16 protein-coding genes are annotated in these 14347 nt (G+C 44.4%); 6 read left to right on the top strand and 10 right to left on the bottom strand.

All coding sequences use genetic code 11. From position 1 onward, the window contains the following. Window positions 1-72: 72 nt before the first annotated feature. The 5 genes from AC6I7V_RS08140 to AC6I7V_RS08120 form a co-directional block, all read right to left on the bottom strand. Window positions 73-690 carry a CDP-alcohol phosphatidyltransferase family protein gene (locus tag AC6I7V_RS08140; RefSeq protein ID WP_498010647.1) on the bottom strand — a complete coding sequence of 206 codons (618 nt, stop codon included), beginning with the start codon at window positions 688-690 and terminating at the stop codon, window positions 73-75. After that, a complete protein-coding gene (locus AC6I7V_RS08135; protein ID WP_498010646.1) occupies window positions 680-1330 on the bottom strand; it encodes an ATP-binding cassette domain-containing protein in 651 nt (216 codons plus the stop codon). The genes AC6I7V_RS08140 and AC6I7V_RS08135 overlap by 11 nt, the downstream gene beginning before the upstream one ends. Then, window positions 1296-2996, bottom strand: a complete 1701-nt coding sequence (locus tag AC6I7V_RS08130; protein ID WP_498011669.1) for an ABC transporter permease — start codon at window positions 2994-2996, stop codon at window positions 1296-1298. Before AC6I7V_RS08130 ends, AC6I7V_RS08135 begins: the two co-directional genes overlap by 35 nt. A 5-nt stretch (window positions 2997-3001) precedes the next feature. Then, a complete protein-coding gene (locus AC6I7V_RS08125; RefSeq protein WP_498010645.1) occupies window positions 3002-4165 on the bottom strand; it encodes an ABC transporter substrate-binding protein in 1164 nt (387 codons plus the stop codon). A gap of 270 nt (window positions 4166-4435) precedes the next feature. Next, window positions 4436-4882, bottom strand: a complete 447-nt coding sequence (locus AC6I7V_RS08120) for an META domain-containing protein (protein ID WP_255230484.1) — start codon at window positions 4880-4882, stop codon at window positions 4436-4438. Between the two features lie 177 nt (window positions 4883-5059). Between AC6I7V_RS08120 and AC6I7V_RS08115 the strand changes: the two genes are divergently transcribed. Both AC6I7V_RS08115 and AC6I7V_RS08110 read left to right on the top strand, forming a co-directional pair. Further along, window positions 5060-5323 carry a DUF1289 domain-containing protein gene (locus AC6I7V_RS08115; RefSeq protein WP_255230485.1) on the top strand — a complete coding sequence of 88 codons (264 nt, stop codon included), beginning with the start codon at window positions 5060-5062 and terminating at the stop codon, window positions 5321-5323. 95 nt (window positions 5324-5418) lie between these two features. After that, complete coding sequence (locus AC6I7V_RS08110) at window positions 5419-5586, top strand: hypothetical protein (protein ID WP_255230486.1); 168 nt, start codon at window positions 5419-5421, stop codon at window positions 5584-5586. 106 nt (window positions 5587-5692) lie between these two features. Here the strand turns inward: AC6I7V_RS08110 and AC6I7V_RS08105 are convergent, their stop codons facing one another. Then, entirely contained in the window at window positions 5693-5914 is a 222-nt protein-coding gene (locus AC6I7V_RS08105; RefSeq protein WP_032552151.1) for a hypothetical protein, read from the bottom strand. Window positions 5915-6211: 297 nt separating this feature from the next. Next, window positions 6212-7453 carry a DEAD/DEAH box helicase gene (locus tag AC6I7V_RS08100; RefSeq protein WP_498010644.1) on the bottom strand — a complete coding sequence of 414 codons (1242 nt, stop codon included), beginning with the start codon at window positions 7451-7453 and terminating at the stop codon, window positions 6212-6214. A 252-nt stretch (window positions 7454-7705) separates the two neighbouring features. Here AC6I7V_RS08100 and AC6I7V_RS08095 point away from each other — a divergent pair, with 252 nt between their 5' ends. Further along, window positions 7706-8062 carry a PilZ domain-containing protein gene (locus AC6I7V_RS08095; protein WP_498010643.1) on the top strand — a complete coding sequence of 119 codons (357 nt, stop codon included), beginning with the start codon at window positions 7706-7708 and terminating at the stop codon, window positions 8060-8062. 118 nt (window positions 8063-8180) lie between these two features. Here AC6I7V_RS08095 and AC6I7V_RS08090 read toward each other — a convergent pair whose 3' ends face one another. Next, complete coding sequence (locus AC6I7V_RS08090; RefSeq protein ID WP_498010642.1) at window positions 8181-9305, bottom strand: M14 family metallopeptidase; 1125 nt, start codon at window positions 9303-9305, stop codon at window positions 8181-8183. Window positions 9306-9378: 73 nt separating this feature from the next. Further along, complete coding sequence (gene nifW / locus AC6I7V_RS08085; RefSeq protein ID WP_255230490.1) at window positions 9379-9654, bottom strand: nitrogenase-stabilizing/protective NifW family protein; 276 nt, start codon at window positions 9652-9654, stop codon at window positions 9379-9381. A 440-nt stretch (window positions 9655-10094) separates the two neighbouring features. Between nifW and AC6I7V_RS08080 the strand changes: the two genes are divergently transcribed. The 3 genes from AC6I7V_RS08080 (at window position 10095) to AC6I7V_RS08070 (ending at window position 13457) form a co-directional block, all read left to right on the top strand. Next, window positions 10095-10559, top strand: a complete 465-nt coding sequence (locus AC6I7V_RS08080) for a DUF2846 domain-containing protein (protein WP_150868889.1) — start codon at window positions 10095-10097, stop codon at window positions 10557-10559. A gap of 334 nt (window positions 10560-10893) precedes the next feature. Beyond that, window positions 10894-13119, top strand: coding sequence for a TonB-dependent siderophore receptor (locus AC6I7V_RS08075; protein WP_498010641.1), 2226 nt, complete (start codon window positions 10894-10896; stop codon window positions 13117-13119). A 125-nt stretch (window positions 13120-13244) separates the two neighbouring features. Next, the gene (locus AC6I7V_RS08070) at window positions 13245-13457 is read left to right on the top strand and encodes a TIGR02450 family Trp-rich protein (RefSeq protein ID WP_498010640.1); all 213 of its coding nucleotides are present in this window, start codon (window positions 13245-13247) and stop codon (window positions 13455-13457) included. Window positions 13458-13492: 35 nt separating this feature from the next. Here AC6I7V_RS08070 and AC6I7V_RS08065 read toward each other — a convergent pair whose 3' ends face one another. Beyond that, window positions 13493-14224 carry an HAD-IIB family hydrolase gene (locus tag AC6I7V_RS08065; protein ID WP_498010639.1) on the bottom strand — a complete coding sequence of 244 codons (732 nt, stop codon included), beginning with the start codon at window positions 14222-14224 and terminating at the stop codon, window positions 13493-13495. Between the last annotated feature and the right edge of the window lie 123 nt (window positions 14225-14347).

Here is a 14347-nt window from a genome sequence, read left to right as displayed (position 1 = left end):
TGAAAGCGCCGCATTACTTCATAGTAATGCGGCGCTTTTTTATGGATTCCGTGTTCGTCGCATTGAAGTGCTTTAGGATTTGATGTTTTTAAGCGTCTGAAAGCCGGCGTAGATTCGCATAAATGTGGTGAGCCAACACGCCGCGCCAAACGCATAAGCAATGACGGTAAAGTGTTGCGGCCAAATACAAAACGCAATGAAACAAGCGATGGTTTCTGTTCCTTCAGTCAATCCAGACATGTAGTACAGAGATTTATGCTTATAGACGGGGTTCTCTATTCCTTGCTTGCCCGCCATAACCGCGAAGGCTAAGAAACTGCTGCCTGTACCGATGAAAGAGAAAATCAGAAAGGCGCCTGCAACGGCATTCGCGTCCGGGTTAGCAATCACAAAGCCAAACGGTATCAAGGAGTAGAACAAGAAATCGAGGCTGATATCGAGAAACCCACCGGCATCGGTAATTCCCTGGATACGAGCAAGCGCGCCATCAAGTCCATCACAGATACGATTTAGCACCACAAATAGCAGTGCCAAATCATACTGTTGAAATGAAAGCGACGGGAAGGCTAAACAGCCGATCAAAAAGCCGAAAAACGTAGTTTGATTCGCAGTGACGCCAGCGCGGTTTAGAACTTTAGCGGACTGAGTTAACGGCCAACGAATAACCTTGATGGAGTATTTATCTAGCATTTTCTGTACTCCATGGCCAATTCAGTACTCGTGCTGCTGGTGGAATATCCGCTTTATCGTGGGTCACCATCAATGTAGGTATATTGGCTTTGCTGAGTTGCTCAAATACCCAATCGCGAAATTGAACACGCAATTCAGGGTCGAGTTTGCTGAAGGGTTCGTCCAACAATGCAACTTTAGGCTTGGCGAGTAACATTCTGGTCAAACTGACTCGTGCTCGCTGCCCTCCAGAAATCTGGTCTGGGAATGAGTCGGCAAGTCGTGTCAGTTCGATGTCTTTTAGCGCATCTAACGCTCGCTGTTGGCGCTCTTTTCCTTTAATACTGTTTGGTAGTGCAAAGGCCAGATTTTCCCAAACTTTTAGGTGAGGGAAGAGCAGATCGTCTTGAAACAGGATCCCAACCTCACGTTTATGAGGCGCGATTTTATCAATTCGCTCGTCGTTGACGTGAACTTGCCCTGCGTATTCAAACTCGTTGCTAAGGTGACCAGCGATCACGTCGAGCAAAGTCGACTTGCCACAGCCACTTGGTCCCATCAGAGCCAGCACTTCGCCGGATTTTAAATGAAGATTGAGCGATGAAAATAACTCGCTTCCATCGAGCTTATGGATGGCGAGGTCGTTGAGAGATAGACTCATTAGGTAATAAACCTTTATATGAAAGACGGCGATACTTCATTTGTAAACGGCTGATAAGAATCGCAAAAGAGAAAAAGAATAGTGGCAGTAAGGCTTGCCAAATAGCGTAAATCGCGGTGACCCTGCGGTCGAATCCACTCGTCAAGGCAACTGCTTCTGTGGTGATGGTGCTGATTCTACCTGCACCCAACATTAATGTTGGCAGATATTGAGCAAGGCTGACACTAATGCCCACAGCCCAAGCAAAAACCATCGTTGGTAACAGAATCGGTAATTTAACCGTGAGCCAGCTTCGAAGCGGCGACTTCCCGAGGCTGAGAGCGGCTTTGATCAAGCCAGGTTCAAAACTGCGCCAAGGGCCATCTAATGACAAATAGACGAATGGAAAAGCAAAAAATACATGCGACCAAATCACCCAAAACTCATAAGCGGTACTATTGAGGTAGAGAGTGGTAACCTGTAAACCAAACAGAACAGATAGCTGAGGAATAAGCATCGGAATTGCGATAATGTATCCCGGAACTTGCCAGCGATGCTTAATACGATATTCATGAGCAATGAGGGCAAGTACTAAGGCGATGGTCGCAGAAATAATCGCAATCCAGAGGCTGGTGCTAATGGTACCGGTGATCGCGTCCCACTCGTATTCCCAAAAGCGAGTGCTATAACGGCTTGGTAATAGGTCAGGAAAGCGCCAGCGTTGAGCGACACTCCATATCAACATCAATGGGAACATAGCTGCTGTTAGCAATGCCAAGAAAGAGAACAGGTTACGTCCAGGTAGATCGACACCGCGGCGACCTGATACCTGCCAGCCACGGAAATACTTAAGAATGGCCCATTCGACCAATCGAGCAAACGCTATAAGTAGGCTTGCTAAACCAAATAGAACAATGGCCCCGGCTGCAGCTCTTGGTAATAAACTGAGATCTGGGTCGTTAAACCATTGCCACACTAATACAGCAAAAGTGGGTGGGTTTGTTGGACCGATAATGAGCGCGATATCAACAACAGACAAACTGTAAGCGAGTACCGCCAACATAGGGAAGCGTAATTTGTTGAACCATTGTGGGAAAATACATTTCCACCAAATTTGTGAACGATTGTAGCCTAGCGAAGCACTCACTTTGGTGATTTTAGGAATATCTAATTGCTGCAGAATAGAGATACTCATTAACAATAAGAATGGAATCTCCTTCAACGCCAACATCACGATTAATCCAAGTGCATACGGGTCTTTCACTAGTAATGCCAGCTCAGTATTCGTCGAAGGTTCACCAAAGAAACCTTGCAGGACACGCATACCAAGACCGCTTGGGCTAAACAGAAAGGCGAACCCGATAGCAAAGGCAACATGAGGAATCGCTAGCATCGGAGACAGAGTAAGCTCGATTTTACGCCAGAATGGTTTGTCCCACGTGGCTTGGAGAATACAGAAGGTGAGAAAACAGGCCAGGTAGCTGCTGATCACGGCTGAGCTCAGTGTAAGACCGATAGAGTGGTAGACGCCTTCCCACGCGAAAACTTGCTCGAAACCAACGATTGAAAACTGTTCTAAACCCAGTGGAGGTATATAACTGAGGGATGAAGCAATAACCCCAACTACCCCTGGGATAGTTGGGATGATGCACACCGCTATAACAACAAAATATAGAGCGTGAAGAATCAAACTTAGTTACCGTAGCGCGTTAACCACTCAGATTCGAGTGCGGTTTGCCAGCTTGGGTGCGGCTCATCTACCGACTTGAACTGCTGAGTATTACGCGCGCTTCCTGTTAGGTATTTGCTGCTCAATACAGATGGGTCGCCCCAGATGTTAAGTTCGCCTTTGCGTGATTGTGCTTCTGGGCTTAGTAGGTAGTTGATTGCCACTTGCGCGCCCGCCGATGCGTTGGCATTCCAAGGGATGGCTAAAAAGTGAATGTTAGATAGTGCACCACTTTCGAAGGCAAACGCTTTGGTGGTTTCTGCCAGTGTACCATTGGCTTGAGCAGAGAAAACCGCATTCGGGTTGAAGGTGATCGCTAAGTCCAACTGACCATCATCAAGCAGCTGGATGCTTTCGGATGTACCAGCAGGGAATTGTTTGCCGCCACGCCACGCAACCTTATGGAATTCATCAAGGTATGCCCATAGTGGTTGAGTAATCGTCTGGAAGGTCTTCTGATCAACAGGTTTAGACAGGGCCGGATCGTTATTGGTGAGCTCAATAAGGAGCGACTTCACAAAGCTGGTGCCGTGAAATTCTGGTGGACGAGGGTAGCTTAAGCGATTTGGATACGCTTGTGCGTAGCTCAACATTTCAGAGAAAGAGTGCGGAGGGTTGTTGAGTGTTTCTTGGTCGTGAATAAAGACCAGTTGTCCAACACCCCAAGGCGCTTCTAAGCCCTCAGTCGGTTCTGAGAAATCAACATCGATGGGTAGCGATTTATCGACATACTGCCAGTTAGGTAGTGTTTCAGTAAATGGGCCAAACAGTAGCGCATTGTCCTTCATAGAACGGAAGTTTTCACCGTTAATCCAGACCATATCGACACTACCGCCACTGTTTTTACCAGCGGCTTTTTCTGCGATCAGACGAGTTGTTGTTTCGGCTATGTCAGTGACCTTAACGTGCTTAAGTGTCACGCCGTGATTTTGTTGCAGTTGCTTGCCAGCCCATTGGATATAGCGATTGATCTCTTGGCTGCCGCCCCAAGCATGGAAGTAGACAGTTTGTCCTTCGGCTTCGCGCTCTATTTTGCTCCACTCTTGAGTGTTTGTGCTGTCTGCATAAAGTGTTGCGCTATAGGCCGTTGTGGCCAGTAATCCAATCGTACTAACTAATTTGTTCATAAACTTTTCCATATCTTTGTGAACCGGCGAGGGCTGTGCATTTGGTACTTCCTAAAGTTATTCTATCTGGTTCTGAAATAATTTCTAATTTAATAGTAAATTCAAAGAATTACTTGTTGAATTATGTGACCTTATCTATGACCGTGTTTTTGGCTAAATAATTACAGAACCAATGGAAAATTTTGTAATAAGTTGGAAATACTCTCCAGATACGAAAAAAGGAGCCAAATGGCTCCTTTTGAAAACTTGATTTTCACGTTGTTGAGATGATTAGTTTTTCCAATCATTTAGTGTGTACGTCAGAGTGTGTACATCGTTCTTCAGTATTAATATGTCGTTGGTTAGCGTTACGTCGCTCCACTCTACAAGAGTCGCAGATACAGACTGTTCAATATCCATTGCTGTACCGTGACACATCTTCATTGTCATACCCATCTGTTTGATGCGGAATTGACCATCTTTTAATTCACCCTGACCAAAGAAATTATTACAACCTGCAACGCCATTAGCTGTTAGCTTTTCACCGATCTCAAGGCGAGGTGCTTCGCGATGCACGCTTTTCTCAATGTTTTTGCCGTCGATTTGTGCCAGTTCCCAATTATGGTGCTGTAGGTCGGTAGCTGTTACTTGCGTTGCGTCACTACCTGTTGTCGTGCATGCAGCAAGCATGATTGGTAAAGCGGCTACTGCTAGTAATTTTTTTGAACTAAACTTCATATAATATGGCTCCAAAGGAATAAACGAAGTTACCAAAGTTACGTAACTTGATTGATGAAAAGTATAGTTAACAAAGCACTATATATGTCAGTATACGGTCATAGTTTAGTATGGATTCATTGGGCTCGATGGTTTAGTCATCATAGTAGCAGGCATATAAAGTACTCAGGAGGAGTCGTGGAGCAGTTAGAGTTTTTCCAAGTTCCAAGCCCTTGTGTCGGAGTATGTTCAACCGATGAGAAAGGCTATTGCAATGGTTGTATGCGAAAGCGGGAAGAGCGCTTTAATTGGATGTCTATGACACCATCTCAGCAGTTGCATGTCATTAAATTATGCCGACAAAGATATAGAAGAAAGCGTCTTGCTCAGTTGAATAGTGGCGCTAAACCACAACAGCCATCAGAAGAGTCTGTGAATCCACAACAAGATCTTTTTGGATAATCGCGGTTCACATAGTCTAATTTTAACAAACTATTTACATTGGTCGGCAGGTGTAATACTACTAGGACTACGATGCCAGAAAGGATGATGTTGGTATGAGTAAGAAAGAGAGAAAAATTAAGAAAAAGCCAATAAAGTCGTTAGACAAAGAACGCATAGAAGATAAAGACGACCCAGAAAGAGTCGCACGCGATTGGCACACTATGACTGAAGAAGAGCAAATGGAAGTGTTGTCTCACCTCTCTGATATGCCTTTCCAATAGTGCACGAACAGTAAATTGATACCAAGGTGATAACAGAATACTAAAAAGCCACTAAACAGTGGCTTTTATGCATTGTGGGCTCGAAAGTATTGCTTTTGGGGCAAATCTACTTGGAACCCCAATGATCGCTTACCCATCCACCAATATGCTCATCAAAATGATTACCACTGAATCGGTGGTTACGTTCAACAGAGCTATCACTCTCATCTTTATTGTCTAATAGTGTTTGAATGTAGTTAGCCATCGGGTCATTGGAACGTTGACGGTCGCGTCGGGTTGCCACTTCTTTAATCAGTTGTAATCGGTATGCAGAGCTAGCACGTTTCATTTCAATGACCTCCTGTTTATAGACACTAATAGAAAAATCTAGTTGGTGGTTTTGTGACCGTCAACGCGATTTTGAAGTATTTTTTTTGACCAACGAGGAATCAATCAGTTGAGTGCGATGTTCATAAAAATGTCATCAAAACAGCTTGGAGCCTAGTGTTGAAATAAGACGTTTTATATGAGTAAAGATGACTATTTCGTCAGATTTAGATGTAAAAAAGCCCAGTTCAAAACCGGGCTTTGGATGAAACATCCGTTTTTGTTCAAAACAGGGTGTTGTCGGATGCGACACTGACGATCAATTTGCTTGACGTGAGTTCTTACTTTTAAATTGCTTAATGCTCTTTTTCTTGGCTGTTCGACGATTGGCCTGTTTGTCTTTCGGAGGACGTTTACGTTGTGTGCCTTCGGTTGCTGGCTTGTCGGTCACAGGGAAGCCGTCTAGCGATTGAATTGGTAACGCTCGCTCGGTTAATAGACGTATTGCATTCAAGGTATCCATTTCACTGTGACTCACCAATGAAATGGCATGACCATTGGCGCCAGCACGAGCGGTGCGCCCGACACGATGGACATAGCTTGCGGAATGAGCAGGTAACTCAAAGTTGATGACCAGAGGTAGGTCGTCAATATGAATACCACGAGCCATCACATCGGTTGCAACAAGCGTTTCAATATTCCTTTCTTTAAACGCTTCGAGGAGTTGGCTGCGTTCGTCTTGAGTCTTATTACCGTGCAGTGCTTCAACATTGAGCTTGGCTTTCTTAAGCTTCTTAGTGAGAGCATCTGCGTTATCTTTTGCACCGATGAAAACCAAAGATTGAGTGTTTTGATGCTGCTTCAATAGACTGATAAGAGCTTGAGGTTTACTGCCTTTGTTGACCAAATACAAGGTCTCTTGGATGTTCTCGACCACACTGTTTTTTGGGTGTACGCTCACTTTCAATGGCTTGAACAGCAGGGTTTCAGCTTGTTGCTCTAACTCCGTCGGTAGTGTTGCCGAGAAAAGCAGAGTCTGATGTTTGGCTGGTAAAGATTTCTTGATCGCCTGAATGTCAGGCCAAAATCCCATGTCTAATAGACGGTCGGCTTCATCAAGCACAAATGATTTGCACTGTGAGAGTGATAGTGAGCCATGTTCGATCAGAGACACTAAACGACCAGGTGTCGCTACAATCATCTGCGGTTCCTGACTCAACATATCGCTAATACTCTCTTCGCTCATTCCACCTATAAAGGTTGCAATACGAATGGAGAGTGCACGCGCAAAAGGCTCTATTGAAGAGGCTACTTGGTTGGCGAGTTCACGTGTTGGTACCACTATGAGGCTTTGAACCGCATCGATGCCATGTTCAAGGTTGTGTAGTCCACCCAGACCAAATGCAAGTGTTTTGCCGCTGCCAGTCTGAGCCAATGCCAGTAAATCCCTTTTCTCAATGATCGCTGGGATCGTTTTCGTTTGAATTTCTGTTGGTTGTTGCAGCGTTTGCGGCAGAGCCTCGATAAGCTCAGAACACAGGTTTAATGATTTGAATGTCATGATGTGAACCGGTTGAAAATGGATGAGGAGTCTAACAGCGCGCAATGGTTGAGTGAACCTTTTTAGCTCATTGGAACCGTTTGGAATTTACCGCTCGCAAAATCGGACGTCACGTGTCGATATTTTCGCTAAAGGTCTGACAAGCTTAGCCGATAATTAATTCTAATGATGATTTGTGCTATGTTCATCTTGTGAGTGGATATTGATTTGGGTGCTAAGCTTAAGCTGCACCATGTGTAGGGAGACAGATAAATGAGTGACGGGTCGTTTACCCAAAAACGCCAGTACTATCGCCTAAAATACCCCAAAGGGGCTAGGCCGATCATGCGTATCAAAGATCAGCTCTTTCAAGTGAGTGAAGTATCGGAGAAAGGCGTGCGCGTTATGACACGAAATGTCAGTCACTTTTATCGTGGACTTTCGATGGCGGGCACACTCGACCTACATGATGAAAAACGCGTTGATATATTGGGTGCGGTTTTACGCTTTGATGGGGATGAAGTGATCATTCAACTGTCTCGTGGTCCGAGCTTTAAAGACATGGTGTCTGAACAGAGGCACATCCGCCAACGCTACCCTGCATTTTTCGCAAGTTTAAGAGCGGCGTAGTTGAATAGATTAAAGCAGTTGAGAACATTAAGAAGCCCGAGAGTCAAATAACTCTCGGGCTTCTTGTCTCTATCGGTCTGATAACTCTACAGAGTTGCCTGCATATAGTATGGACGGATTACAGTTTTGGTACTGTTGCCCATACTGCCGCCAGCATATCGTGACCAAATGCAACACTGCGGTCTGGTGACCAGCCGTAAAGCTCATCTGCGTGGCTAATATGATCTTTAAATGGCATTTCAACGGTGTAAGACAGGCACTTGAATTGCTCTGCGACCCAGTTTGAGCCTACAGTTAAGTTTGCTTTACCCGGCTCATCTTTATCGTAACCGATTTCGTCTTGGAATTCTGGTGTGATAGTGAACAGTGCTTGTTTGAAGTGCTCTTCTAAGCCTTGTAAACGCGCATCATAAGAAGGAATACCTTCGCTACCCGCGACAAAGTTGTAAGGGATAGCTTCGTCGCCGTGAATATCCAAGAACATATCAACGCCAGTTTCTAACATGCGTTCACGAACGAGGTAAACCTCTGGGCTGCGCTCCATTGAGGGTGTTTGCCATTCGCGATTTAGGTTTACGCCCAAGCCATTAGTACGTAAGTGACCACGGATACTGCCGTCTGGGTTCATGTTTGGTACTGCGCGAATCACAACGTTGTCGAGTAGGGCACGGCCAACCGTGTCTGTCTCATCAAGCAGGCGCTGCAAGAAGCCCTCAATGAACCATTCTGCCATCGTCTCACCTGGGTGTTGACGACCAATGATCCAGATATTCTTCTTCTCTGGGCTCGGTTCGCCAATAGTCAGTAGGCTAATGTCGTTGTTGTCATTAGTCACACCTAGCGTTTCAAGCTTACAAGCAGGGTGCGTTTGAGCACTGTGAAGTAAATCTTGGTGGCGGTCATAGGAGTAAGGAGCGAAGTAGGCAAAGAACATAGATTCATGCTCAGGAATGATATCGAACTGTAGCGTATCGCCATCAAACGTTGCTGGAATACGGAACCACTCTTCGCGATCGTAAGAAGCAACGACGTCGTACTCTTTCCAACCCTCTGGGTAGGCGGACTTTGCTAAGCCTTGGATTTCAAAATGGTGTGGAACTTGCGCTTCACTCTCTAAACGGAAGTGAAACCACTGTGCGATGTCAGTGTGCTTATCCGCTGGGATAGTCAGTTGGATGTTTTGTGGAGCATCTGCATTAACGACATTAATATTGCCGCTTTCGAAATTACTGAAAATTTTCATTGTAGTTGTTATCTGGTAGTTGAGTTGCACTAAGGTTAGCACACTTCATTTGAAGCAAACTACTCTGAAAACTTCAGCGCCGTTGGCAAGATGTACAACCGCGACAAGCGGAACGTGTATGTTTGTCTAGTTTACTGCGTTGAACCTTACAATAGGCATTTTTGAGTGCTCGTCGTCCTGCAAACCAATCATCCGGCTTGGTCAAAATTAGATAGCCATTAAAACGTTTCACCAACTCTGTTCGGTTCTCTTCGATGAATCGACTGTCAAATCCGATCTCAAAGTACTCAAGCGCCTGCTCAATACGTTCAAAGCTTGCAATTTTCTGCAAAAGTTCAGGGTGGCTCATTGTCTTCCCATACTATTTCATTGGCCGTGAACTTTAGCTCATTTAACGATTTTTTTTATTGATGTAGTCAATGGTCTGCAACGTTATTTAAAAACTCCGCAAACAGATGTGCAGCGAATTCTGCACTTGTGAAGAGGAGAAGTACACAGGACCGGCTCTTGAGCTCACAGCATTTGTTCCACCTAAAAACGGTTAGTTGAAACAACTCAATCTGTTGAATCTACGCTAGCTTCATGATGCTGGCTTTTTTTATATTAAAAACAGCAGGTTAAGTATGTGTTAAATCGTAACAATGTGACGGATTTACAAATTACAAATGAGAAGTTCTCGCATTGTGTTAGCTTTGTCGCGATTTTTATAAATGGAGCATGATTCATAAATTTGGGTGTATATCATCTTGCTGAATTATAAACAATCGTTATTTGGTAAAAGGTAAATAAATGAAAACTAAGCTAATTTTTAGTGCAGTAGCACTGTCAGTATTATCAGGTTGTGCAACGGTTCCAACCGCAGATAAAGCTGAGTCAACTAAATTGAAGCAATTCGCTGAGCCAGCAGAGGGCATGGCGGGTGTATATGTATATCGTGATAACTCGACAGTCGGCGCTGCGTTGAAAAAAGATGTCTACATTAATGGCGATTGCGTTGGTGAGACTGCACCTGGTGTTTTCTTTTACCAGCAAGTTTCAGGGAACCAAGAACATACGATCAGTACTGAATCCGAGTTCTCAGCAAACGACCTAACTTTGTATACAGAAGAAGGTCGTAACTATTTCGTTCAGCAATACATCAAAATGGGTGTGTTCGTTGGCGGTGCAGCTTTAGAACAAGTAGAAGAACAAACTGGTAAAGTTGAAGTTACTAAGACTGATCTTGCTATCCAAGGTACCTGTACTTCTATGTAATCTACATTTGATGTAGCGGTATTTCTATTTAATAACCGCATCTTTTGGACGAATTGAGTCATCATGGCTCAATTCGTTGTATATGCCTTGCTTCTCTAACCCTTATCGATCTTTCTCAACTTCTCTGCTCCCCAAGCTTAACCAAGTGTAACTTTTAACAGCATAGTCAACTCATTATACGTGCTACTGATCACTTGTTTCATATCATCTTGATTTATAAATTCACATTAACTTTTCTCCTGTTACAATTCTCAATGTTAATGTTAATGTTAATGTTAATGATAATAATTTGTATTTATATGTTGTTTGTATGGATTTAGTTAAGGAGAGAATGATGAAGTGGCAGTTTAAGCTCACCCCACTTTCAATTGCAGTGACTGCATTACTTGGTGGAGGAGCTGTTCATGCAGAAGAGGATGAAACGGTTGTCGTGATTGGTCAGCAGGTCGATGACAATGCGGTAGGGCCGGACTTCAGTTATGTTGGCGAGAAAAGTCAAACCGCAACCAAAACGCCACTTGCCCTGCATGAAACCCCTAGAGCAGTTTCTGTGGTGACACGTGAGCAGATGGATGATCGTGCCTCTATCAGTATCTCCGATGCGCTTCAGTATACACCGGGTATTCAGACCAACTATTACGGTGAAGATAATAAACAAGATTGGTTTGTCGTACGTGGCTTCCAACAAGCAGGGACAGGCTTGTATCAAGATGGTACACGACTCTATTCCGCAGGCTTTTACAGTTGGCAAATTGACCCATTTGGTTTGGAGCGTGTAGAAGTACTCCGCGGCCCTGCGTCTGTGCTGTATGGGCAAAATCCTCCAGGCGGCTTGATTAATGTTGTTAGCAAACGTCCACAATTTGATGGGGGGTCAGGTCAAGTAGGTATTGACGTTGGTTCATTTGACCGCACCCAAGTGACTCTCGATGTGAACACCGAGGTGAATGATGATGTTGCTTTCCGCATAGTCGCGCTTGGTAGAAAGAATGGCACTAAGGTCGATGATGTTGAGGCTAAACGCTTTATGGTTGCGCCATCACTAATGTGGAAGGTGAGCGATAAAACAGACATTACGTTCTTAGCAAGTTATCAAGAAGATGATTCCGACCCCTACTTGCAGTTCTTACCGATGGAAGGCACGCTAACAGACAACCCAAATGGCAAAATCTCAGATAGCACCGCGGTAGGTAATCCAGATTGGGAAACCTTTGAACGTGAGCAACTCTCGTTAGGGTATGAATTTAACCATGAGTTTAATTCAGCACTGAGCTTCGGCCAGTCGGCACGTTATAGCCGTATGGATATCAACTTAAAGCAGATTTATTCATTGATGTACGCAGCGGATCATCCGACATTTGGTGCCGCTTTAGATCCTACAGGGTCAAGACAAACGGTTCTTCGTCAGGCATCTACAGAAGAGGGGCATTCAGATGCCTTTAATATCGATAATCGATTGGTGTTTAACTTTAAAACTGGTGATATCGAGCACATCTTACTAACTGGTGTTGATTACCAAATGATCGACATTGACAGCAATGATTACGCTGCTGATCCGATTGTTGCTGATGGCAATGTACTAACTGGGCTAGGTGTTTACGATCCGACCTTCAATGTTTATAACCCAAGCTACACTAACAACATTATCTTGCTTGATCCAAGTTCACCGACTCTATCTCCTGTGTCTGATGCAGACCTGCAAAATTCAGTCACTAAAAATCGCCAACTTGGCTTTTATATTCAAGACCAAATTCGATTCGATGATTTGATTGTCCAAGCAGGGCTTCGCTACGACGATACCTCTAATGAACAGTCCAATAAGACAACAGGTAGTATTCGCAAAGCGGATTACGAGGAATGGACAACCAACTTAGGTGTCGCGTATGTGACGTCGGCAGGGTTCACACCTTACTTTAGTTATGCACAATCTTTTGAGCCTATCATTAAAACCTCTGTTGCTAATCAAGCGGCGAAGCCAGAACGTGGTGAAAGTTACGAAGCGGGTGTGAAATACCTGCCTAAGAATTTTGAGGGCCAGTTCAACGTTGCGGTGTATGAAGCGACGAAGAAAGATGTGGTGGATGTCATCACTGGTAGTAAACAGGTCAACCAGATTGGTGAAATTCGTAACCGAGGTGTGGAATTGGGTGCTGTGGCGAATGTAACCGAGTCACTTACCCTAATTGGTAACTTAGCGTTCTTAGATTCTGAGGTCACCAAAGACCAAGATCAGAATCAAGTGGGTAAAACGCCAGCACAAGTGGCAGACATGATTGGTTCTGCTTGGGCGAAATACCAATTCTTTGATGGTACGTTAGATGGGTTGAGTATCGGTGGTGGTGTTCGATACATTGGCGAAACTTATGGCGATAACCTCGAACAAAATAAGGTTCCGTCTTATACCCTCTACGACGCAACGGTAAGCTACCGATTTGCGGATTACAAACTGCAAGTCGCGGCGAAAAACCTGTTTGATAAAGAGTACGTCGCTACCTGTAACTATTACTGTTACTACGGCGACCGTCGCAACGTTATCGCGAGCTTAACTTACGATTGGTAGTTTGGGCTTAAAATCTAGCAGGTAATAAAGCATGGTGATGATTGGCCACCATGCTTTTTTTATTTCTAAGTGATCCGAATAACTCTTTGAAGCTTATAGATAAAACTAAAAGAAAGGAGAGTTATATGAACAGAATCAATCCTAAGAAGTTACTGCACAGTAAGTGGACTGCTGTGACCCCCGTCAATCGTGAAAAGCACTTCATGATCGCTGAGATGGAATTTGAAGAAGATGTGGTTGTAAGGTGTGTTCTTGAAGCGGTGATGACAAAGCGAGCGCGTGATATCGATTGGCATGACCTTACCAACAATAGTTTGTGGAAAATGGGCTGGAAGTAAACCATTGCCTCAGTCTAGCTTTACACTTATGAGCATTATCTAGGCTGGCTTTGCCAGTACTGAAGCCCTTCTAATACACCTGCAGCATGCGTTGCCTTGCTGGTGTAGACATTGTCCCTTTTTGAAAGGTGAGCGACTTCTGGATAGTGGTTGGCCACCAGTATTGAGTTAACGCCATTGATGGTCAGCATTGAGGTATCGTTAGCGGAATCACCCGCCACACACACTTCATCGATAGTTAAGTCGTGTTGTTTCAAAAGGTGGTGAATAGCAGAAGCTTTGTTGACGTTTTTCGGGGTAACGTCCAAGTACCAATCGTGAGAGTAGGTTAAGTCAACCTGTGCACCATGTGCTACGAGCGCACTCTCAACAAGCTGTCTTTGATGGTCAGTTAATGATCCTTCAAATGTGATTTTATAGTCGCCTTGGTGGTTAGGGTCCAATTTGCCCATGAAGTCGAAGCCCGCTAACGCTTGTTCAACTTTACGTTTATCCCACGTTGCTTTTAGTTTTTGGTGCCAGTGCATATCAGGTTGCTGGATTGGTTGATGATGGTGAATCTGGGTTCCAACGTCGCTGATAATGCTGTGTGGTGTTGGGTAGTTATCCGAGGCTAAGCCAACTTTAATGGAAGGTAACGTACGCCCTGTGGCGATAACAAATCGAATACTAGGCTGATCGCTCAAGTAGTCAAACAATTGATTGACCCCGTCAGATGAACCACCGTCCAAGGTGCCGTCAAAATCACACACTAGCATCTTAATCATTGTTTTCTCTCCGTTAAAATTTGCTTTCCTATTAGCTAAGGTTGGCTTACTAAGTTACGAATAACAAGGTCAGGCTACGTCACTTTAGAGTAAAAAGATCAGTTTGCCCGCGAGTGTCACACT

This window comes from Vibrio sp. KUL70 (assembly GCF_059725515.1).
Note: the sequence above shows the minus strand (reverse complement) of the source record. Positions and strands in the feature narration are given on the sequence as shown.

What these genes read in the sequence shown, in the direction of transcription:
- AC6I7V_RS08070 (WP_498010640.1), top strand. Translation starts at nt 13,245, where the DNA reads ATGAACAGAATCAATCCTAAGAAGTTACTGCACAGTAAGTGGACTGCT.
- AC6I7V_RS08105 (WP_032552151.1), bottom strand. Translation starts at nt 5,914, where the DNA reads ATGAAACGTGCTAGCTCTGCATACCGATTACAACTGATTAAAGAAGTG.
- AC6I7V_RS08090 (WP_498010642.1), bottom strand. Translation starts at nt 9,305, where the DNA reads ATGAAAATTTTCAGTAATTTCGAAAGCGGCAATATTAATGTCGTTAAT.
- AC6I7V_RS08095 (WP_498010643.1), top strand. Translation starts at nt 7,706, where the DNA reads ATGAGTGACGGGTCGTTTACCCAAAAACGCCAGTACTATCGCCTAAAA.
- AC6I7V_RS08080 (WP_150868889.1), top strand. Translation starts at nt 10,095, where the DNA reads ATGAAAACTAAGCTAATTTTTAGTGCAGTAGCACTGTCAGTATTATCA.
- AC6I7V_RS08110 (WP_255230486.1), top strand. Translation starts at nt 5,419, where the DNA reads ATGAGTAAGAAAGAGAGAAAAATTAAGAAAAAGCCAATAAAGTCGTTA.
- nifW (WP_255230490.1), bottom strand. Translation starts at nt 9,654, where the DNA reads ATGAGCCACCCTGAACTTTTGCAGAAAATTGCAAGCTTTGAACGTATT.
- AC6I7V_RS08140 (WP_498010647.1), bottom strand. Translation starts at nt 690, where the DNA reads ATGCTAGATAAATACTCCATCAAGGTTATTCGTTGGCCGTTAACTCAG.
- AC6I7V_RS08125 (WP_498010645.1), bottom strand. Translation starts at nt 4,165, where the DNA reads ATGAACAAATTAGTTAGTACGATTGGATTACTGGCCACAACGGCCTAT.
- AC6I7V_RS08100 (WP_498010644.1), bottom strand. Translation starts at nt 7,453, where the DNA reads ATGACATTCAAATCATTAAACCTGTGTTCTGAGCTTATCGAGGCTCTG.
- AC6I7V_RS08135 (WP_498010646.1), bottom strand. Translation starts at nt 1,330, where the DNA reads ATGAGTCTATCTCTCAACGACCTCGCCATCCATAAGCTCGATGGAAGC.
- AC6I7V_RS08075 (WP_498010641.1), top strand. Translation starts at nt 10,894, where the DNA reads ATGAAGTGGCAGTTTAAGCTCACCCCACTTTCAATTGCAGTGACTGCA.
- AC6I7V_RS08065 (WP_498010639.1), bottom strand. Translation starts at nt 14,224, where the DNA reads ATGATTAAGATGCTAGTGTGTGATTTTGACGGCACCTTGGACGGTGGT.
- AC6I7V_RS08120 (WP_255230484.1), bottom strand. Translation starts at nt 4,882, where the DNA reads ATGAAGTTTAGTTCAAAAAAATTACTAGCAGTAGCCGCTTTACCAATC.